Source organism: Mesorhizobium sp. M7A.F.Ca.CA.001.04.2.1 (assembly GCF_003998485.1).
Lineage (GTDB): Bacteria > Pseudomonadota > Alphaproteobacteria > Rhizobiales > Rhizobiaceae > Mesorhizobium > Mesorhizobium ciceri.
The window spans coordinates 26,342-52,396 of sequence record NZ_RZQT01000002.1 but is presented as its reverse complement, the minus strand read 5'-3'; the positions used below and the strand labels follow the sequence as shown (position 1 = coordinate 52,396).

Genomic DNA, 26,055 nt, shown 5'->3' with positions numbered 1-26,055 from the left:
GACAGGACGATTCTTCGCCTCTTTTTCATGTCCCGCACGACGACCGTCCCAGCGACAGGCATTCCGGCGGTATTCCGCGGCACTCGTGCCGTATCCATGTCGGGCCGCGTCCTGCGTGGACCGGCCTTTCTCGACCTCAGCCGTTCAGGCCTTCGACACCGGCGCCGCAGACAAGCCCGGCGATGCGGGCGCCGCGCGGCGGCTTGAAAGCTCCGCTCATCAACGCGGCCAGCGATGCCGCGCCGCTGAGGTCGGCGGCGATGCCGAATTCGAACCAGAGCACTTCAGCGGCTTTCTGCATGTCCGCATCCTCGACAAGGACGATGTCGTCGACGTGCTTGGCGACGATCTCGTAGATACTTTCGTCCGTGCGGCCGCAGGCCATGGTCGCCACCTTCGTCGTTATCTCGGGCAAGCGAACGACACGGCCGGCAGTCAGGGACGCGTGAAGGGTCGGTGAACCGGTCGGCTCGACACCAACGATCCTGGCGTCGGGTTTGACGTGCTTCAGGACTTCGGACATGCCACTGATGAGGCCGCCTCCGCCGATCGCGACGATATAGATGTCGGCATCGGGAATCTGGTCGACCATCTCCAGCGCCACGGTTCCCTGGCCGGACACGATCTGCGCATCGGCGAAGGGATGCATGTAGAAGGCGCCGCGCGCTTTTGCCTCGGCCGATGCAGCCTCATGCGCTTCATCCCAGACCTTGCCTTGGAAGCGAACGTCAGCGCCCCATTTGCGCAGCTTTTCCGCCTTCAGCGGGCTTGCATTGTTCGGCAGGTAGATGGTGGCGGGAGCGCCGGCCCGGGCAGCCACATAGGCGGTGGCCAGGCCGTGATTGCCGCCGGATGCGGCGACCAGTCCGTTTTCGATCCGGCCCGGCTCGAGCGTTTTCACCCGGTTCGTGGCGCCCCGGATCTTGAAGGAGCCGCTCACCTGGAGGCATTCGAGTTTCAAATAGACATCATTTTGGAGGTTCGCGCCCGTGGCATGGTCGAGCTTGACGACCGGGGTGCGCCGTATGAAGGGGGCAATGCGCCGGGCAGCCGCCATGATGTCTTCATGGCTCATCGGTCAGTGCCTCCGGATATTCGTTGGCCAGCACGAAACAGCAATTCCCCGGGCGCACGCGGCCGGGTTGACGCTTGGCGAAAACGATGCCGTCGATGGGGTGAAGGAGATCGATGGGCGCGCGCGACGGCGTGTGGAGGAAGTGAATGCGTCCGGCAAGGTCGCCTTTGCTGACGGCACTGCCGAGCGGGCTCAAGGGTTCGAAAACACCGTCCTCCTCGGAAAGCAGATAGCCTTCGCTTCCGGGCACCTTGAGCACGCGTGCGTTGGCGCCAGGGGCAATGTCAGGCGCGCCCTTCAGGACGCCTGCATGTTTCAGCACATTGCGGATGCCCCTGCGGCAGATGGCCAACGCATCCGGACTGACAAGGCCGCCGCCGGCCATCTCGCTGCCGATGACGATCAGCCCCTGGTGATTGGCGGACGCGGTCGAGGTCCGGGTTTCACCGAGATTGTCGACCATGACAACGGTCGGCGCCCCGAAGGCGAGCGTCGCCTTGATGTTCTTGCGATGCCCCTGCGCGGTCGGGGAGGGCTCGATGATCGCGCTCGGCAGGATCATCAGGGACGAACCGCCGGAGTGGAGATCCAGGAAGTAGTCGGCCTTCGGAAACAGGATGTCATGCACATAGGCCGCTATCTGGCTTGTCAGCGTGCCGTTGAAATCGCCTGGAAAACTGCGGTTGAAATTCAACCCGTCGACCGGGGAGGTGCGGGTGCCGGCCTCGACGGCCCGAATGTTGATGGCCGGAATCGCGATGATGCGACCGGCTATATCCCGTGGATCGATCTCGCGCAGAAGCTCGCCGAGCGCGATCGGCCCCTCATATTCGTCGCCATGGTTGCCGCCCTCGATCAGGACCGTCGGACCGTCTCCGTTCTTGATGACGGCGAGTGGAACGCGGACCGTGCCCCAGGCATCGTCGTGCGGCGATTGGGGCACATGGAAGAAGCCGATCTGCTTGCCCTCGCGATCGAAATCGACCGACGTGTAAACACTGTTGTTCCGCGGCGTGATGGTCGCGCGGACAGTGTTTGCTGGTCTCTGTACGGTCATTGGTCGGCCTCGAAATTCATTGTCCCCGTCATCATGTCAGTTTTATATATGGTGTCAAGTTTGGATATAAAACCAATGGCAATTCCGATTTCTTGTCTCTATCGTGCGTGGACCACCGGGGATTCTTCGAATGGCAGATGACGCAAAAGAGAGTGGCAAACCGACCTATTCGGCCCCGGCGCTGACGAAGGGTCTGGATGTCCTGGAGCTGCTGGCGGAGGCGCGGGCGCCCTTGACGATGAAGGAGATCGCGGAAGGCCTCGGTCGTTCGAAGAATGAGATTTTCCGGATGCTGATCGCGCTCCAGGAGCGTCAATATATCGAGCGCAACGCCGAGACCGACGCCTATTCGTTGACCGACAAGCTTTTCAAGCTGGGGCTGCACACGCCGAGCGCTCAGGATCTCATGTCCGCCGCAATGCCCGAGCTGACGCGGATTGCCGGGGACTCAAATCAGTCGCCGCACCTGGTCGTCTTCAATCATGGCTTGACCGTCGTGACCGCGGCCGTTCCCGGCGGCGAGGACATGGCGTTCACGCTGCGCCTCGGCTACGGCCGCCTGGCCACCGACGCGACCTCCGGCCATGTGATCCTTGCCTTCCAACCGCCAAAGGTCGCGACGCGGATGATCGACGAATGTGCGGCACATTCGCCGGCGCCGCTGGATCGAGAGGCGCTGGAAAAGCAGCTTCGTACCATCCGCGCGGACGGTTACTGGATGCGCGAGAGCCGTGATTTCGTCGGCATCACCGATATCTGCTGTCCGGTCATCGGACCGGACGGCAGCGCCGTCGCCTCCATTATCGTCGCCTATATCAATCGCCATACGCGTGAAAGCCGCCATGCCTTTACTCTGGAGGTCCTGCGTGCTGCCTGCGATCGCATCTCCATGAAGCTGTCACCGAAGGTTCGCTGAGGGGTCGTGGTGCGCTGACGGCGCGGACGAGGCACCGCCCGCGGGACGTTTGCACCGGATTGATAATACCAGTATGGGTCCAGTCAGGAATGTTTTGATCCTGGGTGCTTCTCGCGCGGGAGGAAGAGCAATGACAACCGTGAACCTGATCGGGCTTGTCAGTCGGGAGATGGAAGCGACAGCCTCCGATGTGCCGCTTTACCGACGGTTGAAATCGGCGATCGAGGCAGCGATCCGTTCCAACGCTTTAAAGGCCGGCGCGGTTCTGCCGGGCGAGCGGGTTCTGGCGGAAGCCCTGTCGATCTCGCGTGTCACTGTGAGAAAAGCTCTGGCGTTGCTCGAAGAGGAAGGGCAGCTCAATCGCCGGCATGGTTCCAAAACCGAGATCGGGTCGCGGGTCGAAAAATCGCTTTCGACGCTGACGAGCTTTTCGGAGGACATTCTGGCGCGCGGCCTGAAGCCTGGATGCCTATGGCTTTCCAAACAGATAAGCCGTCCATCGCCAGCCGAAATGATGGCTTTGGGTATTGCCGCAAACACCAATGTAATCCGCATGCGCCGCGTGCGGACGGCCGATGGCGCGCCGATCGCCGTCGAGGTCTCGGCCGTGCCGGTTCGCTTCCTTCCTTCGCCCGAGATGGTTCAGGACTCCCTCTATGAAGCGCTAGATGCATGCGGCTTCCTGCCTCAGAGGGCAATCCAGCGCATGCGCTCGCGCGGCGCATCGCTGGAGGATGCAAGACACCTTCATTGCGAGATGGGCGCACCGCTGCTGATGACCGAGCGCCGCTGCTTTCTCGCCGACGGACAGATCGTGGAATACTGCGAGACACGCTACAAGGGAGACGTCTACGACTTCGTCTTCGAGCTGCAAAGATAATACCAGTTATGAACTGGTTGTAATCTGGTATTTTCCATTTATCGTGATGGCGACAGGGGAGTGCCGACGTGCAGCGACAAGACATCGCCAACAGTCTCATCGTGTCCTGCCAGCCGGTTCCCGGCGGCCCGATGGACAGTGCGCAATTCGTGACGGGCTTTGCCAGGGCCGCTCTTGAAGCCGGAGCCAAGGCCCTGCGCATCGAATCCGTGCCCTATGTCGCGGCCGCCCGCCTGGCCGTCCGCGAGCCGATCATCGGTATCGTCAAGCGCGATCTGACCGACAGCCCCGTGCGCATCACGCCCTATCTGGCCGATGTCGAGGCGCTGGCCGAGGCGGGCGCCGATATCATCGCTTTCGATGCGACGGACCGTGTCCGTCCCGTTCCTGTCGAAGCGCTTGTGAAAGCCGTCAAGTCCAGGAACAAGCTGACCATGGCCGATTGCTCTTGCCTTGACGATGCGCGCCGGGCCCTTGCCGCGGGTGTCGATTTCGTCGGCACGACGCTTTCCGGCTATGTCGGCGGGCCGGAGCCGGAGGATCCGGACATTGCCCTCATCGCTCAAATGCGAACCCTGACCCCCTACGTCATCGCCGAAGGGCGTATCCGGTCGCCGGAGCAGGCGGCCGCCGCCGCGCGCGCCGGCGCCTGTGCCGTGGTTGTCGGATCGGCGATCACCCGTACCGAGCACGTCACCTCGTGGTTCCACCAGGCGATTTCCGAGGCCTATGCGGCAAGAGGCACGCAAACCGTGCTTGGCCCAACCGTGCTGGGCATCGACATCGGCGGAACCAAGACCATGGCCGCGCTGGTCAGCGGCGGCAAGGTGATCGAGGACATGATCGTGCCGACGGCGCGAGAGGCTGGACCCGACGCCTGGCTGGCATCCCTTGCGCAAAGCACGTCAGCCTGGTCAAGCCGCTTCAGTCGTATCGGTATTGCGGTGACGGGGCTGGTGCACGATGGACGCTGGTCGGCGTTGAATCCGGCGACGCTTGGCATTCCCGACGGCTACCCGCTGGTCGAAAGGGCATCCGCTGTTTTCGGCAAGCCCGTCTGTGCGTTCAACGATGCCCAGGCAGCCGCCTGGGGCGAATACAAATTCGGCGCCGGGCAAGGTCGCGACATCGTCTTTCTGACCATCTCGACCGGAATTGGCGGCGGCATCGTTTGCAACGGCCGATTGCTGTCCGGTCTTGCCGGTCACTTCGGTCTGATCCGTGGTTTGTCTGCAGACCAGGCCCCACTCGAAGACAGCACCTCCGGCCGCTGGATCGCTTCGCAGGCCCTCAAGGCCGGCTTCAAGGCCGATGCCGCCGATGTGTTCGGGCGTGCGCTGAAGGGCGAGGCCTGGGCCGACGCCATCGTCTCGCGGAGCGCCTCGCGGGTCGCGACGCTGTGCCGGGACATTCAGATGATGTTCGATCCGAAATCGATCGTCATCGGCGGCAGCATCGGTCTTGCCGATGGCTATCTCGACCGGGTGCGCGCGCATCTGGGCGAGGTTCCACCGCGCCTTTCCTCCAATCTCGTTGCGGCGAAGCTCGCGGGCCACGCCGGCGTCATCGGTGTTGCCGATCTTGCCGAATGGGCAAGGTAGCGGCGCCGCCGGTCATGCCATGCAAAAATCATCAAAAAAGAAGGGAACGATCATGAAATTGAGCAGGACGTCTTTTGCGCTTATGGCCACCCTCCTCGCGGGGACAGCTTTGCCGACCTTTGCCAACGCAACCGTGACCGTTCTCGGCTGGCCTGGCGGGTCCGAGGAAACCGCACTGCGGGCAACCGTGGAAACCTACAACAAGCAGGCAAGCGATGCCGACAAGGTGGAGCTGCTGTTCTTCAACCGCGAAGGCTTTTACGACAAGCTGCAGGCCGACATGGCGGCCGGATCCAACGCCTTCGACGTGAATCTCGTCGCCACCTACTCGCTCGGTCGCTACGCGCCCTATATGGAGCCGGTCGATCTTGGCGCGGATGCGGCCAAGGTTTTCGGCGAATCCGTTCTCAAGACGATGCAGTTCGACGGCAAGCAATACGGCGTGCCGACCGACCTTTCGCTGCACTTCATGTACTACCGCAAGGATCTCGTCGACGCCTTGAGCAGGGATGACGCCGCCAAGAAGACCTATGGTGAAATCGCCCAGAAATATCTCGGCAAGCCGCTGCAGCCGAAGGACCCGGACAGCTGGACCTGGGACGACTGGGCGGCCACCGCCCTCTATTTCACCAAGCAGGTGAACCCCGACAGCCCGGTGCGCTACGGCACGGTCCTGCAGATGAAGAACCTGCTGTTCAACATGATGGTCTTCCAGTCCCTGCCGCGCTCCTACGGCGGCGACTGGATGGACAAGAACGGCAATGTCACGGTGGATTCCGATGCCTACAAGACCGGCCTCGAGCTCTACAAGAAACTCTATGATGCCGGGTCATCGCCCAAGGATTCGCTGAGCTACGAATATGCGGAAACCAACGCGGCCTTCGCATCCGGTCAGGCCGCGACGGCACTGCAGTGGAATGCCGCGGCGGCGGATCTGACCAGCACCGAAAAATCTCCGGCGGTCGCCGAGGTGACCGGGATCGTCGCGCCGCCGGCAGGTCCCGACGGACGCGCCGATCATATCCACGGCCTTGGTTTGGGCCTCAACAAGAACGCCAAGAACAAGGAAGGCGCCGTCAAGTTCCTGAAGTGGCTCGCCACCGAGGATGCGGCCTTGCTCTATGCGCGCAGCGGCGGTTCGCCGGCATTGTCTCCCGATGTCGTCGCCAAGGTTGCGAAGGAACGTCCCGATCTCGTCAAGCTCGGCGAATTCGCCAGCAAGTACGGCTATGTCATGACCGGAGCGACGTCCGCGAGTGCGCTCCCGGTCTATGAGCTGCAGGCAAAGGAGTTTACCGGCTACTGGTCCGGCCAGCAGAGCCTCGAGGATGCGCTCGCCCACACCAAGGCGGGCATGCAGGACCTTCTCAAGAAATGAACCATTTGCCGGACGCCGGGTCGAGCTCGGTGTCCGGCGCGTTTGGCGGATCGAGATGGCCCTTGTGACACGTGCCGAAGGCAGGATGTATCTGACGCCGCTGGTCGGCTTCCTGCTGCTGTTCCTCGGCTTTCCGGCGATCGTCAATCTGATCTATTCCATTTCGACCGTCACATTCGAGACGCTGCGCAGTCCGGTGTTGAGCGGTTTCAGCAACTATGTCGCGGTGTTGAACGACCGCGAATTCTGGAGCTCGGCCTGGTTCTCTCTGCGATTCGGTATTCTTACCGCATCAGCGGAATGTCTGATCGGTCTTTTCCTTGCCATCTTCCTGGCACCGCTTCTGAGCAAGCGACCAGTCCTGATGGCGCCGTTGATGCTGCCGCTGATGGTCGCGCCGGCCATGGTCGGTCTCATGTACCGGCTGGTGCTGCATGAATTCGCGGGACCCGTCCCCTACTATCTCTTCCAATGGTTCGGTGACAGCCCGGCCTTCCTCGACATCAACAATGCCTTCCGCACCCTTGTCGTCGTGGAGACGCTGCAATGGACGCCTTTCGCCTTCCTGCTCTTCTACATGGCCTATTCGGCCATACCGCTCGACGTGCGCGAAGCCTCCTCGCTCGATGGCGCATCACCGTTTGAGATCGTCCGGTGGATCGACCTGCCATTGATGAAGCCGACGCTGGTCATCGCGTTTTTCATCCGTTTCATCGACGGTTTCCGGGTGTTCGACAATGTCTATGCATTGACCGGCAGTGGTGCAGGAGGTTCAACGACGTCCTTGTCGATCTACATCTACCAAGCCTTCTTCAAGGAAGGGGCTATTGGCAAGGCGGTCGCCGCCTCGGTTGTCCTGTTCATGGCGTCGTTCATCGTTCTCCACTGCCTTAACCGGCTTGCCGGCCGCAGGAAGCGTTGACGATGGCCGGGGCACTGCGCTGGATCGTTTTTGCCATCGCCGTGCTGGCGATGAATTTCCCCATTATCGTGACGCTGATCACATCGCTCAAAAGCCAGCGCGAGCTTTCGACGAACCCCGGTTTGTGGATCAGCCAGCCGACGCTCGACAACTATCTGGAGGTCCTGACGCAGACCAGCCGCTTCAACATCTATGCCTATCTGCTGAACAGCACCGTGGCGGCGCTGATCGGAACCGGCCTTGCAATCGTGCTCGCGTTCCCGGCTGCCTATGCGATCGCGCGCAGCGAGGCGGGAAAGCGCTTGGTCCTGCCGATCGTCATCAATCTTCGCGCCGTGCCGCTGATCATCTTCGCGATCCCGCTTTACATGATGTACCAGTGGCTGGGCCTGCTCGATACGCGGATCGGGCTCGGGCTCATCCTGACCATCGTCAACGCGCCGCTTGCACTCGTCATCCTGGTGAACGCGATTTCAGATGTACCAGTCGAACTCGACGAGGCGGCGAAAGTCGATGGCGCAAATTCCTTGCAGGTGATGATGATGATCGTCCGGCCCGTCATCCGACCGGCGCTGGTCACAACCTTCATCTTCGGCTTCATCACCGCCTGGAACGAATTCCTCTTCGGCCTCATGCTGACAACCAGTCGTGCCGTGCCGATGACGGTCGGCGCATCCTTCTTCTTCGCCGCGAGCGGCGGTGGCGTGAAATGGGGAACCGCTTCCGCGGTCATGATGCTGGGCGCCTTGCCGCCGGCATTGCTGGGTCTTGTGATGTATCGGCAGATATCGGGATCCATGACCGCTGGGGCGGTCAAAGGCTAAAGCAAGAAGAAGTTCGTCTTTCCGACAAATTGGACAACCCAATCCGACAGCGCCAGCGCACTTGTCAGGCCAGGTGACTCGATTCCGAAAAGACGGATCAGCCGTCCGGACGGATCAGCCAGAATGTCGAAATCGCCGAACTGCAACCCGTTCGTTAGGCCGTAGCCCACAATAGCTCGGCTCCAGTTCCCCCTCTCTCAGCCCCGGCCAATAGATGGCGCGTAAAATGGTGTGGCCTCGGGCTGGCCGAGGAAGGAAGAAATGGTGCAGCTTGCTGATGGCGAAATCGCGATGGCGCAGACGCAACGCAGTCTGGTTAGGTCCAGCCTAAGCCGAACTACTGAAAATCATAATTTGTGCAGCGCACCCAACGTGCTTTGCTCCGCCATCGGCTGAAAGAAAACAAGAAAAGAACGTCAGGCGACAGGCTTCGGCGATGCCTCCGGAGCGGGTTTCGTTCGGGCCGGGATAACGCCCGACTTCAGAAAAACAGGGGAACGTGATGACGACAATAATCTCGAAGTTTCGCCGGGCCGCGCTGGTGGCCGGCATTGCGCTCAGCGCCATATCGGTGAGCCTCCACGCCGAAGCTGGCAGCTTGAAACTGGGCATGACGACCTGGGTGGGGTACGGACCGCTCTTCCTTGCCCGTGACATGGGCTACTTCAAGGAAGGTGGGCTCGATGTCTCGCTTGAAATCATCGAGGAAGCATCGCTGTATATGGCGGCTGTTGCCGCCGGCGAGCTCGACGGCAGCGCCTCGACCGTCGACGAGATCATGAAGTATCGTTCGAAGGATGTTTGCTTCAAGTCGGTCTATGCGCTGGATGACAGCCATGGCGGCGATGGCGTGCTCGCGCCCAGCGGGGTCAAGAGCATCGCCGACCTCAAAGGCATGGACGTAGCGCTGAACCAGGGTTCAGTGTCGCAGTTCTGGTTCAATATCCTGCTCAAGCAGGCCGGTCTCACCCAGGCCGATGTGAAGATCACCAACATGACGGCAGACGATGCCGCCGCCGCCTTCATGGCCGACCGCATTCCCGTTGCCGTCACCTGGGAACCGCATCTGACGCTGGCCAAGAAGGAAAACAAGGGACAGGTGCTGATCGACTCCTCCAAGACACCCGGCTTGATCGTCGATGTGGTGGCGCTCAACTGCGACTACATCACGAAGAACCCCGGAGATGTCGAGGCGCTGGTGAAGGGCCTCTACAAGGCCAACGAGTTCATCAAGGAGAATCCTGAGAAGGCGTATGAGGTGATGGCCAAAGGCGTCGGCGGCTGGCTGAAGGATCCGAAGGACTTTGCTTCCTCGGCCGCTGGCGTGAACTTCTACGGTAAGCAGCGCAATGCCGAATTCTTCGCCGGTGGCGAGACTGGCGAAGCCGGCAAGCTGATCAAGCTGGGCGGCGATATCTGGGGCGGCTTCGGCAAGCTCAAAATGGACGTCAAGTATGACGACCTCGTCGATACATCCTTCCTTGGAAAGTAGCTTGGCCTTGGAAAGTAGCTTGGCCTTGGAAGTAGCTTGGCCTTGCAAAGTAGCTTGGCCTGCGAAGTAATTTGACCTTGCAAAGTGATTTGGCTGAACCGGAGGCGGACCTCGCGCCTCCGGTCCAAGCGGCCCAAAAGGGTATCCCGTGACACTAGCACCGAACACGAGCTCTCTGGTCAGCAATGGCGTGACCGCGAGAGTTGAAGAAGGTCAGGCCGGTCGATCCGTCCTGAAAGTCATCGCCACACCGTTTCGGGCTGTGCCGCGCTCTCTCTCCATTACGCTCGGCTTCATGGTCTGGATCGCCGTCATCGGCGGCTGGTTCGCGCTGACCTATTCCGGAGCGGTCAAGGAAATGTTCCTGCCTCGCCCCGAATCCGTGTTGTCCACCACCATCAGCATGGCGCTTGACGGGTCGTTGTGGGAGCATGTTTTCGCCAGCGTCCAGGTGGTGTTGATCGGCTTCGTCCTTTCGAGCATCGTTGCGGTGCCGCTTGGATTGACGATGGGCACCTATCGCATCGTCCAGGCCGTTCTCGAACCGTTGGTCAATTTCATACGCTATCTGCCGGTGACGTCCTTCGTGCCGCTTTTCATCCTGTGGATCGGCATCGGCATCGAGCAGCGCGTTGCCGTCATCGTCTTCGGCGTCTTCTTCCAGCAACTCGTCATGATCGCCGACAGCGCTCGCAGCGTCCAGCGCGACCTTGTCAACGCAGCCTATACGCTCGGCACGAAACGAGGCGACACGGTCTTCCACATCGTCTTTCCGGCCACGCTTCCGAGCGTGCTGGATGTGCTGCGCGTCACCATGGGCTGGGCCTGGACCTATCTCGTCGTGGCCGAACTCGTCGCCGCCCGCAGCGGACTTGGCTACATCTCGCTCAAAGCCATGCGCGGCTTTCAGGTCGACGTGATCTTCATGGCCATCGCCATGATCGGCATCCTTGGTCTTTGCACCGACCAATTGTTCCGGGGCATCCGCCGCCTCGTCGCTCCCTGGGCCAATTGAGGAACACGCACACATGGACGCCCTGAATCTTACGACGAAACCAAAGAGTTCCGACATAGGCATCGACAATGTGGTCCTGCGCTACGGCAAGGGTGACAATGCGGTGCTGGCGCTGGATGGCATTTCCTTTCACGTCGTGCCCAACGAATTCTGTGTGATCGTCGGCCCATCCGGCTGCGGCAAGTCGAGCCTGCTTTATCTCGTCGCCGGTCTTGAGGAGCGGACCGGCGGCATGATCGTAGTCGGCGGCAAGCCTGTTACCGAGCCGGGCCCGGATCGCGGCATGGTGTTTCAGGCATATACGCTGTTTCCCTGGCTTACGGTGGCGCAGAACGTCGAATATGGCCCGAAGCGGAAGGGCATTGCGCCGGCCGAGCGCAGGGTCATTGTCGAGCATTTTCTCCACGAGGTCGGTCTGGCAAAGTTCGCCAACCATTACCCGTCTCAGCTGTCGGGCGGCATGAAGCAGCGCGTTGCGATTGCGCGCGCGCTCGCCAATGATCCGGACGTGCTGCTGATGGATGAGCCTTTTGGAGCGCTCGACAGCCAAACCCGTCACAGCATGCAGAAGCTTTTGCTGAGGATCTGGGATCATTCCAAGAAGACGGTCCTATTCGTTACCCATGACATCGATGAAGCGATCCTGCTGGCGGACAGGGTGCTCGTCATGTCCGGCCGGCCCGGTCAGATCAAGAAGGAAATCCGCGTAGGCCTCCCGCGTCCACGCAGCATGGATCTGGTCATGGAGCCGAACTTCATCGCCATGAAGCGGGAGATCCTCGAGCTCCTGAAGAACGACGAAGACGACGAGCACTAATGCATGTCGCTCAAAAGTGACCTCGGTTTTGGGCAGACGACATGCATGAAACAGACATCGGCAGTCTTCGGTGTGGATGACGAAACGGGCAAGGCATGAGCATCGAGGCGGCGGAATTTGACTATATCGTCATTGGCGCGGGCTCGGCCGGCTGTGTCTTGGCAAACAGGCTGAGCGCAGACCCGGCAGTTCGTGTCTGCCTGATCGAGGCGGGCGGCAGCGACGACCGCACCAGGGTGCGCGTGCCGGCCGGCATTCTCTCGCTCTACGGCAATCCGAACTTCGACTACGGCTACAAGGGCGTGCCGCAGCCGCTGCTCAACAACCGCCGCATACCGGTCAACCGCGGCAAGGTTCTTGGCGGGTCGAGTTCGATCAACTCGATGGTCTATATTCGTGGCGCCGCGCAGGACTACGATGAATGGGCAGCGCTTGGCTGCGCCGGGTGGTCCTATGCCGATGTCCTGCCGGTCTTCAAGAAATTGGAGCGGAACTGCCTGTTGCAGAGCCCCGCCTATCATGGATTCGACGGCGAATTGCTGGTCGACAATCCGCGCGATCCCAACGTGGTATCCAGCCTGTGGGTTGAGGCGGGCAGAGGCGTAGGCCTGCCCGAGAACCGCGACTTCAATGCCGGTGGCCAACTCGGCCTCGGCATCTACAACGTCACCCAGAACAGAGGCGAGCGCTTCTCGGCCTACAGCGCCTTTGTCCGGCCGATTCTCGGCCGCTCGAATCTACGGATATTGTCAGGCGTCGAGGTTCTTGATCTGGCGATTGAGCGTGAGCGCGTCACCGGCGTCAACGTGATCAGGGAAGGCGCAACCCAACGGTTGGGGTGCCGAGCGGAGGTCGTCCTCAGCGCGGGTGCGATCGGATCGCCGCGCATTCTGCTTGCTTCCGGCGTCGGCCCGGCCGGGGAGCTGAAAGCAGCGGGGATTAAACCGGTCGCGAACCTGCCAGGCGTCGGTAAGAACTTGCGCGACCATGTCGATGGCATGATCACGGTGCGATCGAACAGCCGCAAGACGCTCGGCCTTTCACTTGCCAATCTTCCGGCGATGCTGGCGGCGCCGTTCCAGTATTTCGCCCGGCGCAAAGGCATGCTGACGACCAACTATGTCGAAGCCGGCGGCTTTGCCAGGACGAAGTATGCCGGGAGCATACCCGACATTCAGTTCCACTTCGTGCCGGGCTATCGCAGCCATCGCGGTCGGCTCGTCGAATATGGCCACGGCTATGCCGTGCACACCTGTGTGTTGAGACCCGGGAGCGTCGGCGAAATCACGCTTCAACGCGACGGCACCCGCCGCAATATGCTCATAGACCATCGCTTCTTCAGTGACGAACAGGATGCCCTGACCCTCGTCGAGGGCATAAAGGTCGCGCGTTCGATCCTGGCTTCGCCGGTTTTTGGCGGCATCCGCGGACCGGAAATCCTGCCTGGGCCCGACGTGAACACCGATGACGAGATTCTCGCCTATCTGCGTGCCGAGGCTCTTACCGTCTATCATCCGGTTGGCACGGCCAGGATGGGCAACGACGCCATGGCGGTGGTTGATCCCGCCAGTCTCAAGGTGCGCGGTTTCGACAATCTGCGCGTCGCTGATGCCTCCGTCATGCCGACATTGATCGGTGGCAACACCAATGCGCCATCCATGATGATTGGCGAAAAGGCGGCTATGGCAATACTGGCGTAGCCGTCTGCGCGCGGCCAATTCAGCATTTAGGAACAAGCTAACCACTGCCACATGAAATCGTAATTTTCGCTGCCCGGTCCCTCCAGTAAACCAACGATCAGACCTCCGCCGCATGCGCAGAAACTCTCGGGGAGAGCCAGAAAGGGCCGCTGAATGCCAGTCGAAACAGTAGACACGCTTGTTGTTGGCGGCGGCCAGGCGGGGCTGGCGATGAGCGAGCATCTGAGCAAGTGCGGCGTGCCCCATCTCGTGCTGGAGCGGGACCGCATCGCCGAACGCTGGCGTAGCGAAAGATGGGACTCGCTGGTTGCCAATGGTCCCGCCTGGCATGACCGTTTTCCCGGCATGGAATTTCCCAATGCCGGTCCGGATGCCTTTATCGGCAAGGAGAAGGTCGCCGACTATTTTGTCGCTTACGCCGACATGATCGCTGCCCCCATCCGCTGCGGCGTGGAGGTCAGGAAAGTGGAAAGGCTTGTCGGCCGTCCCGGCTTCCGGATCGAAACCTCGGATGGCGTGATCGAAGCCAGGAGCGTGGTTGCCGCCACCGGCGCTTTCCAGCATCCGGTCATCCCGGCCGTCGTTCCCGGGGACGCCGGACCTATGCAGATACATTCCAGCGCCTATCGCAATCCCGGCCAACTGCCCGCAGGCGCGGTGCTGGTGGTCGGCTCCGGGTCTTCGGGGGTGCAGATCGCCGACGAACTCCAGCGTGCGGGACGGCGGGTTTATCTCTCGGTCGGGCCGCACGATCGGCCGCCGCGGGCCTATCGCGAACGTGACTTCTGCTGGTGGCTGGGGGTTTTGGGCAAGTGGGACGCGCAGGCGCCTGCGCCCGGCACCGAACATGTCACCATCGCGGTCAGCGGCGCGCGTGGCGGCCAGACGATCGACTTCCGGCGCCTTGCCGCGCAAGGGATGACGCTGGTTGGCCGGACCGAATCCTACAGGCACGGTGTGATGACCTTCGCACCCGATCTGGCCAAGAATATCGCGCGCGGCGATGCGAATTACATGTCGGTTCTGGACGAGGCAGATGCCTATGTCGCCCGCAACGGCCTCGACCTTCCCCCAGAGCCCGAGGCCCGCAAGATCGGCCCGGACCCGCGATGCATGACCGATCCCATTCTCGAGCTGAACCTGTCGGAAGCCGGGATAGGTTCGATCATCTGGGCGACGGGATTCACCGTCGACTACAACTGGCTGAAGGTCGATGTGTTCGACGAAAGGGGCAAGCCGAAGCACCAGCGCGGTGTGTCGACCGAGCCCGGCATCTATTTCCTCGGACTGCCTTGGCAATCGCGCAGGGGGTCGAGCTTCATCTGGGGCGTCTGGCACGACGCGCAGCATGTGGCCGACCATATTTCCACGCAGCGCAAATACCTGGCCTACCATGCGTCCGCGAAGCGCGAGACCAAGGTGGCATAGACACGGCACCTCAAACGAGATGCCCCGACCTCGAGCCTGATCCGACGGAGACCAAGATGGCGCATACAAGAATTCGAAAGTTCAACACCAAGGACACTTATCCCGAGCAGAAGCTCGACAATGATCTGTGCCAGGCGGTCGTTACGCGGGGCGGCAGGACCGTCTATCTGCGCGGCCAGTGTCCGCAGGACCTCGACACGGCCAAGAACATCGACAGCCATGATCCAGTCGAGCAGACGCACAAGGTCATGCAGAACATCCGCCAGCTGATCGAGGAGTGCGGCGGCACCATGGAGCACCTGGTCAAGGTGGTGGTCTACATCACCGATGTGCGCCATCGTGAGGCGGTCTACCGTACCATGGGCGAGTATATCAGAGGCGTGCATCCCGTCTCGACCGGCCTTGTCGTGCAGGCCTTGGCGCGGCCGGACTGGCTGGTCGAGATCGACGGCACCGCCGTCATTCCGGACTGATTGCGATGACCTTTTCCATTGTCGCGCGGTGCGGCCGCACCGGCATGTTCGGGGTCGCGGTGTCCTCCTCGTCGCCTGCTGTTGCGGCGCGCTGCGCCTATGCGCAGGCGGGCGCCGGGGCCATTGCCAGCCAGAACGTCACCGATCCTACGCTTGGACTGCGCGGTCTCGAATTGCTGGCGCGCGGCGTGTCCGCGGCGGAGGCGATTGCCATATTGAAGCGCACCGGTGCCTATCCCGAATACCGGCAGGTGCTGGCTGTCGACGCCGCTGGAGCGACCGCGATCCATTCGGGTCCCAAAGCTCTTGGCATCTGGGCGGAGGCGCGAGCTGACAATGTCGCCTGCGGCGGCAACATGCTGGCCCATGATGGCGTGCCGCAAGCGATGGTCGAGGCCTTCCTGGCGTCGGAGGGGCATCTCGGCGACCGCCTCATCGCGACTATGCGCGCGGCGCTGACAGCCGGCGGCGAGGCTGGCCCTGTCCATTCCGCCGGCATGAAGCTGGTGCGTGAGGTGGCGTGGCCGGTCGCCGACCTGCGCTGCGACTGGACCGACGATTGTCCTATCGAGCAACTGGCGGCGCTGTGGCAACTCTACAAGCCACAGCTCGATGCCTATGTGACCCGCGCGATCAACCCATCCGATGCGCCGAGCTACGGCGTGCCGGGCGACGAATAGTCAAGACAGGGGTCACCTGCGATGAGTGAACTCAGCCACAAGGACTGGATCGGCAAGGCGTCCGCGATCCGTTTTCGTGACAAGGCGTTCATCGACGGCAAGACGGTCGCTGCGCGTTCGGGCCGGACCTTTGCCAGCGTCAATCCGGCAACCGGCGAGGTGCTGGCCGAAGTGGCGTCCTGCGGCGAGGAAGACATCGATCTGGCGGTTGCCGCCGCTAGGCGCAGCTTCAACGCCGGCGTCTGGTCGCGCACCAGCCCGGCGCACCGCAAGGAGGTGTTGCTGCGGCTGGCGCAGTTGCTGCGCGACAACCTGCATGAACTGGCCCTGCTTGAATCGCTCGACATGGGCAAACTGGTCAGGGATGCGGCTTCGGTCGACGTCCCCGGCTCGGCGGCGATCTTCCAATGGTATGGCGAGGCCATCGACAAGATCTATGGCGAGGTGGCGCCGACCGGCGAAGGCGATCTGGTGCTGGTGCGACGCGAGCCGCTTGGCGTGGTCGGCGCGGTGGTGCCGTGGAACTTCCCGCTCGACATGGCGACCTGGAAGTGCGCGCCGGCGCTGGCGGCGGGCAATTCGGTGGTGCTGAAACCCGCCGAGCAGTCGCCTCTGTCGGCCCTGCTCCTGGCGGAGCTGGCGATGGAGGCGGGCCTGCCTGCCGGCGTGCTCAATGTCGTGCCCGGCCTTGGCGAAACCGCCGGCCAGGCGCTTGGCCGCCATATGGATGTGGATTGCCTCGCCTTCACCGGTTCGACCGCGGTGGGCAAGATGTTCCTGCAGTACTCCGGGCAGTCGAACATGAAGCAGGTCTGGCTGGAGACCGGCGGCAAGAGCCCCAACCTCGTCTTTGCCGACTGCGGGGATCTCGATGTGGTGGCCGATATGGCGGCCTTCGGCATCTTCTTCAACCAGGGCGAGGTCTGTTCCGCCAATTCACGCCTGCTCGTCCAGCGCGGCATCAAGGATGCCCTGGTGGAGAAACTGGTGCAGCGTGCGGCGGCCACGCAGCCCGGCGATCCGCTCGATCCGATTTCGAAAATGGGCGCGATGGTCGATAGTCGCCACGCCGCCAACGTCATGCGCTTCGTCGAGGCCGGTAAAAAGACCGCGCGCCTGGTCGCGGGCGGCGACATGGTCACGGTCAATGGGCGCGGCAGCTTTGTCCAGCCCACCATTTTCGACGATGTCACGCCTGCCGATCCGATTGCCCGCGACGAGATCTTCGGGCCGGTGCTTTCGGTCATTGCCTTCGATGACGAGGCCGACGCGATCCGCATCGCTAATGACAGCCCCTACGGGCTCGCCGCATCGCTGTGGACCGACAGCCTGTCGCGCGCGCACCGCATCGCCGGGCGGCTGCAGGCCGGCACAGTTTCCGTCAACAAGGTCGACGCTCTGAGCCCGATGACGCCGTTCGGTGGTTTCAAGCAATCCGGCTTCGGCCGCGACCTGTCGCTGCATGCGCTCGACAAGTACACCGCGCTCAAAACGACATGGATCAAATATTGATGGGCGCCTAGAGCGCATCGCGATCGAACGGATTCAAGTGATGCGCTTTAGGCCTTTGCTCCATGCATGTCGTTTGCGCAAAACCGGGGCCACTTTTGCGCGACATGCATTAGGCTTGATCGAAGCCCTCAAACCGGCAACATAGCCAGCCATGCCGCTACGCTTCACGCTCAGACAGCTGGAATATTTCGTTGCCGTGGGCGAAGCCGGCTCCATCGCCAAGGCGGCCGAGCAGGTCAATGTGTCGCCGCCATCGATTTCGGCCTCGATCGCGCAGTTGGAAACCGAGTTCGGCGTCCAGCTTTTTGTCCGCAAGCATTCGCACGGCCTCTCGCTCACCGCCGGTGGCCGCATCTTCCTCAAGGAAGCCGCCCGGCTGCTCAATGATGCCGATGCCTTGCATGACGTCGCCGGCGATTTTGCCGAGAAGGTGCGCGGCCCGCTGGCGGTAGGATGCCTGCTGACCTTTGCGCAGATCGTGCTGCCGGCGCTGCGCATGCGGTTCGAGCGTGCTTATCCCGATGTGCGCGTGCGCCAGTTCGAGCGCAATCAGGGGCAATTGCTTGAGATGCTGCAGCGCGGTGAAATCGACCTTGCCCTGACCTACGATCTCGAACTGTCGCAGGATATGACCTTCGAGCCGCTGATGTTGGTGCCGGCCTATGTCATGCTGCCGGCGGGCCATCGTTTCGCGACCAAGGCGTCGATCACGACGGAGGAACTGGCCGACGAGCCGATGGTGCTGCTCGACCTGCCGTACAGCCGCGAATATTTCCTGTCGGCATTCCACCAGCGAGGGATCCGGCCCAATATTGCCGAGCGCACCGGCGACATTGCGGTCATGCGCTCCATGGTGGCCAACGGCTTCGGCTACGGCATCGCCAACATGCGGCCGCTCAACACGCTGGCGCCGGACGGCAAGCCGCTCGTCTTCGTGCCGTTGGACGGTGACCTGCGGCCGCTGACCATGGGCGTCGCCTTGCCCAATTCCGAACATCGTACGCAATCCGCCCAGGCGTTCATCGACCACTGCCGGCATTTTGTCGTCGAGCAAGGTGTGTTCGGAGCCGAGCGGGCCGTCGGCCAGGCAGCGCTTCCGCAGAAGTAGCGCCCGGTTACGCCAGTTGCTGGTCGGCAAGCCGCTTAAGCAATTTTTCCAGCATGTCGTCGCAGCGGCGCATCTGCTCGACGCTGACGAATTCGTCCGGCTTGTGCCCTTGCGCCATCGACCCCGGTCCGCACACGACCGTCGGCGTGCCGAGATCGCGGCTGAACAGGCCGCCTTCCGTGCCGAAGGCCATCTTGATGGTATTGTTGGCGCCGGTCAGCGATTTGACGAAGGCGACGGCTTGCGAACTGGCTGGCGTGTCCAGGCCGGGATAGGTGTTGGTGATGTCGATGTCGATTGCTGCCTCGGGCGCGATGGTCGAGGCTTCGGAAGCAATATGAGCAGCCTCCTTGCGCAGGCGGTCGAGAATCTCGTGCGGGTCGTCGGCCGCGACATTGCGGATCTCGAAGTCGACCTGGCAAAGGTTCGGCACGATGTTCAGCGCCACGCCGGCGTTGATCTTGCCGACATGGACGGTCGTGTATGATATGTCGTAGTCGCCGTCGCGGGCGCCATCGCGCACCAGCCGGTCCTGTTCGCGGCGCAAGGCGGCGACGAAGTCGCAGCCGAGATGGATGGCGTTGAGCGCCAGCGGGGCCAGCGCCGAATGGCCTTCGCGCCCCTTGCAAAGCGCGCGTGCGGCAAGCTTGCCCTTGTGCCCCGTCGCCACCTGCATATCGGTCGGCTCGCCGACAATGCATAGCAGCGGCCGATGCGGGGCCGCTTGCAGCATGTCGATTAGGCTGCGCACACCGATGCAGCCGATCTCCTCGTCGTAGGAGAGTGCCAGGTGCAGAGGCGTCTTCAGCGTCATTTTCGCGGCCTTGAGGCACGCGGCGAGCGCGCAGGCCACAAAACCCTTCATGTCGGCCGCGCCGCGTCCGTAAAGCTTGCCGTCACGGTTCGTCATCTCGAAGGGCGGCAGCGTCCAGGCCTGGCCGTCGACGGGAACGACGTCGGTGTGACCGGACAGCATGATGCCGGAAGCATCAGTCGGTCCGATGGTGGCAAAGAGGTTGGCCTTGTGGCCGTCCTCGCTGTGGATGATCTGGCTGGCAGTGCCGTGCGCGTCTAGCAGGTCCGCCACGTAGTTGACGAGGGCGAGGTTCGAGTCGCGGCTCACCGTCGGGAATGCGAGCAGCTTTTCAAGGATCTGGATGCTGTCCATGCGTCTTGTGTCTCATTGGCCGTCGGTACTTCTAGCATCGCGTGGCCGGGGCCTTGAAGTCGCATTTGGCTCAGTCGGGATTCAGCGGATGCTAATCCGGATGTGTGCGATTAGGCGCGGCCTAACCGGCACAGAAGAAATCTGTTGTTTTCCGGCGCTTGCCGCAACTTATGAATGGTCTCACGGCATCAACCCACTGGGCTGGCCGGCTTGCGTCACGCCTCGAAACCATGATCGGGCGTGCTGCAGGGCGACGCTGGCAGGAAGGCACGTTCCATGCGCGATCCGCGTTATGATATTCTGTTTGAGCCCGTGAAGATCGGTCCGGTGACCGCCAAGAACCGCTTCTATCAGGTGCCGCATTGCAATGGCGGCGGCTATCGCGACCCTTCGGCCGCGGCCGAGATGCGCCGCATCAAGTCGGAAGGCGGCTGGGGCGTCATCTTCACCGAGCAAACCGAGATGCACCACACATCGGAGATCACGCCCTTCATCGAGCTCAGGCTGTGGGACGATGCCGATATTCCGGCGCTGGCGAAGATGGCCAAGGCAATGCACCAGCATGGCGCGCTGGCCGGCATCCAGCTGGCCTACTCAGGCATCAACGGGCCGAACCTCTACACCAAGGAAGTGCCGCGCGGGCCGTCGGCCCTGCCGATCCGCACCTTCACCAACGATCCGGTGCAGGCGCGCGCCATGGACAAGCAGGATATTCGCGACCTGCGCCGCTGGCATCGCAATGCCTTCAAACGGGCGAGGCTCGCGGGCTTCGATTTGGTGTGCCTCTACGGCGCGCATGGCTTCGGCATCATCCAGCACTTCCTGTCCACGGCCACCAACCAGCGCAGCGACGAATATGGCGGCTCGCTGGAGAACCGCTCGCGGCTGATGCGTGAGCTGATCGAAGAGGGCAGGGACGCTATCGGCGACACGTGCGGCCTGACGCTGCGGCTGTCGCTGGACGAGATGATCGGTGAGCTCGGCTTTGCCAATTCCGAAGTGCGCGACATGATCGAGATGCATGCCGATCTGCCCGACCTCTGGGACCTGGCGCATGGCGCTTGGGAGGACTGCTCCGGGCCGTCGCGGTTCAAGGAGGAGGGCGCGCAGGAGAGCCTGGTGTCCGGCATCAAGAAACTGACCTCGAAGCCGGTCGTCGGCGTCGGTCGCTTCACCTCGCCGGATGTGATGGTGAAGATGATCAAGTCCGGCACGCTGGATTTCATCGGCTGCGCGCGCCCATCGATTGCCGATCCCTTCCTGCCGAAGAAGGTGGAGGAGGGGCGCATCGAGGACATTCGCGAATGCATCGGCTGCAACATCTGCATCACCGGCGACATGACCATGTCGATCTCGCGCTGCACGCAGAACCCGACCTTCATGGAGGAATGGCGCAAGGGCTGGCATCCCGAACGCATGCAGGCCAAGGGCGATAGCGACAGCGTGCTGATCGTCGGCGCCGGCCCGGCCGGGCTGGAGGCGGCGCGTGCGCTCGGCCTGCGCGGCTATCAGGTGGCCATCGCCGAGGCCGGCACCGAACTTGGCGGCCGCGTGGCGCGCGAGTGCCGCTTGCCTGGTCTCTCGGCATGGGGACGCGTGCGCGACTACCGCCAGTACCAGATCAGCCAGATGTCCAATGTCGACGTCTATTTCGAAAGCCGATTGTCGGCGCAGGAGATACTGGACTTCGGCTTTCAGAACATTGCGCTTGCCACCGGCTCGACATGGCGCCGAGACGGCGTGGCGCGCGCGCATGTCGTGCCGATGCCGATCGACCCGGCCATGCCGGTCTACACGCCGGACGATCTGATGGCCGGCACTGTGCCGACCGGCAGTGTCGTGCTGTTCGACGACGACCACTACTACATGGGTGGCGTTCTGGCCGAGCTGATGGCGCGCCAGGGTGCGAAGGTGACGCTGGTGACGCCGTCAGCCTATGTGTCCGACTGGACCCGCAACACGCTGGAGCAGGGCGCCATCCATCGCCGGCTGGCCGAACGCGGCGTCGAGATCGTGCTGAACCGGACTGTGACGCGCATCGTGCCGGGCGGTGTTGCCACGGCGTGCGCCTATACGGGCAGCCAATTTGACATCGCCGCGGACGCCGTGGTGCTGGTCACGTCACGCCACCAGGACGATAGTGTCTGGCAGGAATTGAAGGCGCGGCGGGACGAATGGGCCGATAGCGGCATCCGCTCGGTCAAAATCATCGGCGACGCCGAGGCGCCGGGTCCGATCGCCTGGGCAACCTATGCCGGCCACCGCTTCGCGCGCGAGCTGGATGAAGCCGATATCGGCGACGCACTGCCCTTCCGGCGCGAGGTCACAGCGTTGGCCGCGGAATAGGGCGCCTGCGGCGCGGTCAGCGAATATCGGATTGTTCAACCATACCGCATTGCACAATTCCTTCGCTTGGTCACAATGCAGGCATGGTTCGAACCGCACTCGCCGTCCTGGTGATCGATGAAAACCGCATCCGCGCCGCGATCATCGAGGCGGGGTTGCGCGAGGCCGGCCATGAGCGGGTCACTGTCATCCATGATGTGACCGGCATTGCGCGGCGGATCGCCGAGATCGAGCCCGATGTCATCGTCATCGATCTCGAAAATCCGAACCGCGACATGCTGGAAAACATGTTCCAGCTGTCGCGCGCGGTGAAGCGGCCAATCGCCATGTTCGTTGACCGCTCGGACCAGGCCTCGATCGAGGCGGCGGTCGATGCCGGCGTTTCGGCCTATGTCGTCGACGGTCTGCGGCAAGAGCGCGTCAAGCCGATCCTCGACATGGCGGTCAGCCGCTTCAACGCTTTTTCGCGCATGGCGCGCGAACTGGAAGAGGTTCGCGGCGAGCTCGAGAGCCGCAAGGTGATCGACCGCGCCAAGGGCATCCTGATGAAATCGCGCGGCCTCTCCGAAGAGGCCGCCTACACGCTGCTGCGCAAGACGGCGATGAACCAGAACCGCAAGATCGGCGACATCGCCCAAAGCCTGGTGACTGCCGCGGGGCTGCTGGGACCGGCGGAGGACGAATGAGCATGACTGCCGAGCACCAGATCACCGCCGGCTTCATGCCGCTTTTCGACAGCGCCGTGCTGGTCGCGGCCGGCGAGCTTGGCTTCGCCGCGCAAGAAGGCATCGATCTGAAGCTGCACCGCGAGACATCCTGGGCCAACATCCGCGACCGCATCGCCATCGGCCACTTCCATCTCGCGCATATGCTGGGACCGATGCCGCTCGCCTGCAATCTCGGGCTGACGCCGCTGGCCTCGGAAACCATCGTGCCGTTCTCGCTCGGCCTCGGCGGCAATTGCGTCACCATCTCCAATGCCGTTTGGGCCGGTATGGCGGCACACGGCGCCGAGGCCGACCTAGACCCGGCGCGCGCCGGTGCCGCACTTGGCGCGCTCATTCGCGAGCGCGCTGCGGCCGGTGGCGATCCGCTGCGCTTTGCCGTGGTGCATCCGCATTCCGGGCACAATTACGAATTGCGCTATTGGCTCGCCGCCTGCGGCATCGATCCGAGCCAAGAGATTGAGATCGTCATCGTACCGCCGCCCTTCATGGCCGATGCGCTGGCCGCCGGCCGCATCGACGGCTACTGCGTCGGCGAACCCTGGAACAGCGCTGCGGTGGCCGCCGGCACCGGCCACATCGTCACCGTCAAGGCGCGGATATGGCGCAACAGCCCGGAGAAGGTGATCGGCGTGCGCAAGGCTTGGGCAGATGAAAACCCCGAGGCCTTGGCGGCGCTGCTGCGCGCGCTGCATCGCTCGGCGCGCTGGTGCCAGGATCCGGCCAACCATGGCGAACTGGCCGGGGTGATGGCGCAGGCCGGCTTCCTCGGCCTGCCGCCGACCGTGCAGATGCCGATCCTGACCGGCCATCTCCAACTGGGCGGCGGTGCGGAGCGGACCATCGACGACTTCTTCCTCCCCTTCGACAAGGCGGCGAACTTTCCGTGGAAGAGCCATGCGCTGTGGTTCTACACGCAGATGGTGCGCTGGGGGCACGTGGCGCACACGCCTGAAAGCCTTGCCATCGCCCGCGATTGCTACCGTCCCGACCTCTACCGTTCGGCGCTGAAGCCGCTCGGCGTCGCGCTTCCCGGCGCCAATTCGAAAGTCGAGGGTGCGCTCCAAATTGCCACCGCGGTCGGCGCGACAGGCGCCGGCCTTGTGCTCGGTCCGGATGGTTTCTTCGACGGTCAGATCTTCGATCCTGACGAGATCGATGCGTACATTACCGGCCAGAAATCTGCCGAGATTCAGGCCTGATCATTTCCGCGCCATCCTTGTGCATTGCACAAGAATTGTGCGCGCGATTGCCCTAATGAACAATCTTTGGCCTTCCGGCCATAGGGTTCGATGCGCCGGCGATCAGCGCGGGCTGCTGATTTCATTGGCCTTTTTCACCTCTCTCAAAACTGGCACGGTTCCTGCTTTGAAATAGACAGGCCCTTCGCGGGTCACGGAACGGGCGTCCAATGGCGGGCGCCACAGGCAAAGCTGCCGCTCAGGTTAAAGCGCGCTCCCGGTCACCCGGACGCGAAGACCTGGCTGGCGGCTTTTTTGTTTTGATCAACACGCAATCGACGACGCGGATCCCAAGCCGCGCCCAACCGGAGACGACGATGACGAAACGGATCAGGACTGGAACGACCCTCAAAGACATGACGCGCCGCGATTTTCTGGTCAGCAGCGCGATGACGGCCGGCCTGTTCGTGGCGGCCCGCAAGCTCTTCCCTTCCGGCGCCTATGCCGCGACCGCCACTCCGGAGGTCACCGGCGCCAAGCTCGGCTTCATTGCCCTCACCGATGCGGCCCCGCTGATGATCGCCAAGGAGAAGGGGCTGTTCGCCAAGTTCGGCATGCCCGACGTCGAGGTGCTCAAGCAGGCCTCCTGGGGTGCGACACGCGACAATCTGATGCTCGGCGGCGCGGCCAACGGCATCGACGGCGCTCATATCCTGACACCGCTGCCTTACCTCATGCACACCGGCAAGGTGACGCAGAACAACCAGCCGATGCCGATGGCGATCGTGGCTCGGCTCAACTACGACTGCCAGGGCATTTCGGTCGCCCAGGAATATGCCGGCACCGGTGTCGGCCTCGACGCCTCGAAGCTGAAAGACGCCTTCGCTGCCAAGAAGGCGACCGGCAAGGAAATCAAGGCCGCCATGACCTTCCCGGGCGGTACGCATGATCTGTGGCTGCGCTATTGGCTGGCCGCCGGCGGCATCGATCCCGACAAGGACGTCTCGACCATTGTCGTGCCGCCGCCGCAGATGGTGGCCAACATGAAGGTCGGCAATATGGACGTGTTCTGCGTCGGCGAGCCGTGGAACGAGCAACTCGTCCATCAGGGCGTCGGCTTCACCGCCGCCACGACAGGCGAATTGTGGAAGGGCCATCCCGAAAAGGCGCTCGGCCTGCGCGCCGAATTCATCGAGAAATATCCGAACGCCACCAAGGCGATCCTGATGGCCGTCATGGAAGCGCAGCAATGGTGCGAGGCCACCGAGAACAAGGACGAGATGGCCGCTATCATCGGCAAGCGGCAATGGATGAACGTGCCCGTCGCCGACATCATCGGCCGCCTCAAGGGCGACATCAACTATGGCAATGGCCGCGTCGCCAACGGCACCGATCTCTCCATGAAGTTCTGGAAGGGCGGCGTCTCCTATCCGTTCAAGAGCCATGATGCGTGGTTCCTTGCCGAGAACATCCGCTGGGGCAAGTTCGCGCCGACCACCGACATCAACGCGCTGGTCGACCAGGTCAACCGCGAGGATCTGTGGCGCGAGGCGGCCAAGGATCTCGGCGTCGCGGCAGCCGACGTTCCGGCGTCGTCGTCGCGGGGCGTCGAGACCTTCTTCGACGGCAAGATTTTCGATCCGGCCAACCCGTCCGCCTATCTCGACAGCCTGAAGATCAAGGCATCAGCGTAGCCTGATCGCAAGCGGTGCATGCGCCGCTTGCGATCACTACCTGCCCCAAGGAGTTTTCCCCAG

The 26,055-nt window shown here is 62.6% G+C and carries 23 protein-coding genes; 19 read left to right on the top strand and 4 right to left on the bottom strand.

Features of this window, described 5'->3' with window-relative positions; translation table 11 throughout:
• Positions 1-136: 136 nt before the first annotated feature.
• Both EN955_RS01075 and EN955_RS01070 read right to left on the bottom strand, forming a co-directional pair.
• Complete coding sequence (locus EN955_RS01075; RefSeq protein WP_024503982.1) at positions 137-1,075, bottom strand: threonine/serine dehydratase; 939 nt, start codon at positions 1,073-1,075, stop codon at positions 137-139.
• Positions 1,065-2,132, bottom strand: a complete 1,068-nt coding sequence (locus tag EN955_RS01070) for a succinylglutamate desuccinylase/aspartoacylase family protein (RefSeq protein WP_013530437.1) — start codon at positions 2,130-2,132, stop codon at positions 1,065-1,067. Before EN955_RS01070 ends, EN955_RS01075 begins: the two co-directional genes overlap by 11 nt.
• A gap of 130 nt (positions 2,133-2,262) precedes the next feature.
• Between EN955_RS01070 and EN955_RS01065 the strand changes: the two genes are divergently transcribed.
• The 6 genes from EN955_RS01065 to EN955_RS01040 all read left to right on the top strand — a co-directional run bounded on the left by EN955_RS01065 (position 2,263) and on the right by EN955_RS01040 (position 8,653).
• Positions 2,263-3,048 (top strand): IclR family transcriptional regulator, encoded by a 786-nt coding sequence (locus EN955_RS01065; RefSeq protein ID WP_024503981.1) that lies wholly within the window; start codon positions 2,263-2,265, stop codon positions 3,046-3,048.
• 130 nt (positions 3,049-3,178) lie between these two features.
• Positions 3,179-3,928: a GntR family transcriptional regulator gene (locus tag EN955_RS01060; RefSeq protein WP_024503980.1), complete on the top strand. Its 750-nt coding sequence runs from the start codon at positions 3,179-3,181 to the stop codon at positions 3,926-3,928.
• A 68-nt stretch (positions 3,929-3,996) separates the two neighbouring features.
• Complete coding sequence (locus EN955_RS01055) at positions 3,997-5,529, top strand: putative N-acetylmannosamine-6-phosphate 2-epimerase (RefSeq protein ID WP_024503979.1); 1,533 nt, start codon at positions 3,997-3,999, stop codon at positions 5,527-5,529.
• 82 nt (positions 5,530-5,611) lie between these two features.
• Entirely contained in the window at positions 5,612-6,907 is a 1,296-nt protein-coding gene (locus EN955_RS01050) for a sugar ABC transporter substrate-binding protein (RefSeq protein WP_244514326.1), read from the top strand.
• A gap of 55 nt (positions 6,908-6,962) precedes the next feature.
• A complete protein-coding gene (locus EN955_RS01045) occupies positions 6,963-7,829 on the top strand; it encodes a sugar ABC transporter permease (protein WP_024503977.1) in 867 nt (288 codons plus the stop codon).
• Between the two features lie 2 nt (positions 7,830-7,831).
• Positions 7,832-8,653: a carbohydrate ABC transporter permease gene (locus tag EN955_RS01040; RefSeq protein WP_024503976.1), complete on the top strand. Its 822-nt coding sequence runs from the start codon at positions 7,832-7,834 to the stop codon at positions 8,651-8,653.
• Here EN955_RS01040 and EN955_RS34720 read toward each other — a convergent pair.
• Positions 8,650-8,823: a hypothetical protein gene (locus EN955_RS34720; RefSeq protein WP_164752743.1), complete on the bottom strand. Its 174-nt coding sequence runs from the start codon at positions 8,821-8,823 to the stop codon at positions 8,650-8,652. The two genes, EN955_RS01040 and EN955_RS34720, sit on opposite strands and share 4 nt — an antisense overlap.
• Before the next feature lie 332 nt (positions 8,824-9,155).
• On the opposite strand from EN955_RS34720, the gene EN955_RS01035 reads away from it, so the two are divergent.
• The 9 genes from EN955_RS01035 to EN955_RS00995 all read left to right on the top strand — a co-directional run bounded on the left by EN955_RS01035 (position 9,156) and on the right by EN955_RS00995 (position 18,878).
• On the top strand, positions 9,156-10,145 hold the full coding sequence (locus EN955_RS01035; RefSeq protein ID WP_024503975.1) for an ABC transporter substrate-binding protein: 990 nt from the start codon (positions 9,156-9,158) through the stop codon (positions 10,143-10,145).
• Positions 10,146-10,293: 148 nt separating this feature from the next.
• Entirely contained in the window at positions 10,294-11,160 is an 867-nt protein-coding gene (locus EN955_RS01030) for an ABC transporter permease (RefSeq protein WP_024503974.1), read from the top strand.
• A 13-nt stretch (positions 11,161-11,173) separates the two neighbouring features.
• A complete protein-coding gene (locus EN955_RS01025) occupies positions 11,174-11,977 on the top strand; it encodes an ABC transporter ATP-binding protein (protein WP_013530446.1) in 804 nt (267 codons plus the stop codon).
• A gap of 95 nt (positions 11,978-12,072) precedes the next feature.
• Entirely contained in the window at positions 12,073-13,677 is a 1,605-nt protein-coding gene (locus EN955_RS01020) for a GMC family oxidoreductase N-terminal domain-containing protein (RefSeq protein ID WP_024503973.1), read from the top strand.
• 153 nt (positions 13,678-13,830) lie between these two features.
• Entirely contained in the window at positions 13,831-15,105 is a 1,275-nt protein-coding gene (locus EN955_RS01015) for an NAD(P)/FAD-dependent oxidoreductase (RefSeq protein WP_024503972.1), read from the top strand.
• Between the two features lie 56 nt (positions 15,106-15,161).
• Positions 15,162-15,578, top strand: a complete 417-nt coding sequence (locus EN955_RS01010) for a RidA family protein (RefSeq protein WP_013530449.1) — start codon at positions 15,162-15,164, stop codon at positions 15,576-15,578.
• A gap of 5 nt (positions 15,579-15,583) precedes the next feature.
• Positions 15,584-16,258 (top strand): DUF1028 domain-containing protein, encoded by a 675-nt coding sequence (locus EN955_RS01005; RefSeq protein ID WP_024503971.1) that lies wholly within the window; start codon positions 15,584-15,586, stop codon positions 16,256-16,258.
• Between the two features lie 21 nt (positions 16,259-16,279).
• Positions 16,280-17,770 (top strand): aldehyde dehydrogenase, encoded by a 1,491-nt coding sequence (locus tag EN955_RS01000; RefSeq protein WP_024503970.1) that lies wholly within the window; start codon positions 16,280-16,282, stop codon positions 17,768-17,770.
• A gap of 151 nt (positions 17,771-17,921) precedes the next feature.
• Positions 17,922-18,878, top strand: a complete 957-nt coding sequence (locus EN955_RS00995; protein WP_013530452.1) for a LysR family transcriptional regulator — start codon at positions 17,922-17,924, stop codon at positions 18,876-18,878.
• A gap of 7 nt (positions 18,879-18,885) precedes the next feature.
• Here EN955_RS00995 and argE read toward each other — a convergent pair whose 3' ends face one another.
• Entirely contained in the window at positions 18,886-20,046 is a 1,161-nt protein-coding gene (gene argE / locus EN955_RS00990; protein WP_024503969.1) for an acetylornithine deacetylase, read from the bottom strand.
• A 276-nt stretch (positions 20,047-20,322) separates the two neighbouring features.
• Here argE and EN955_RS00985 point away from each other — a divergent pair, with 276 nt between their 5' ends.
• From EN955_RS00985 to EN955_RS00970, 4 genes are all read left to right on the top strand, one after another.
• Entirely contained in the window at positions 20,323-22,392 is a 2,070-nt protein-coding gene (locus tag EN955_RS00985; RefSeq protein ID WP_024503968.1) for an NAD(P)-binding protein, read from the top strand.
• A gap of 83 nt (positions 22,393-22,475) precedes the next feature.
• Positions 22,476-23,078: an ANTAR domain-containing response regulator gene (locus tag EN955_RS00980; RefSeq protein WP_013530455.1), complete on the top strand. Its 603-nt coding sequence runs from the start codon at positions 22,476-22,478 to the stop codon at positions 23,076-23,078.
• 2 nt (positions 23,079-23,080) lie between these two features.
• Positions 23,081-24,319: a CmpA/NrtA family ABC transporter substrate-binding protein gene (locus EN955_RS00975; protein WP_024503967.1), complete on the top strand. Its 1,239-nt coding sequence runs from the start codon at positions 23,081-23,083 to the stop codon at positions 24,317-24,319.
• Positions 24,320-24,675: 356 nt separating this feature from the next.
• Positions 24,676-25,992, top strand: coding sequence for a CmpA/NrtA family ABC transporter substrate-binding protein (locus tag EN955_RS00970; protein WP_013530457.1), 1,317 nt, complete (start codon positions 24,676-24,678; stop codon positions 25,990-25,992).
• Positions 25,993-26,055 lie beyond the last annotated feature (63 nt).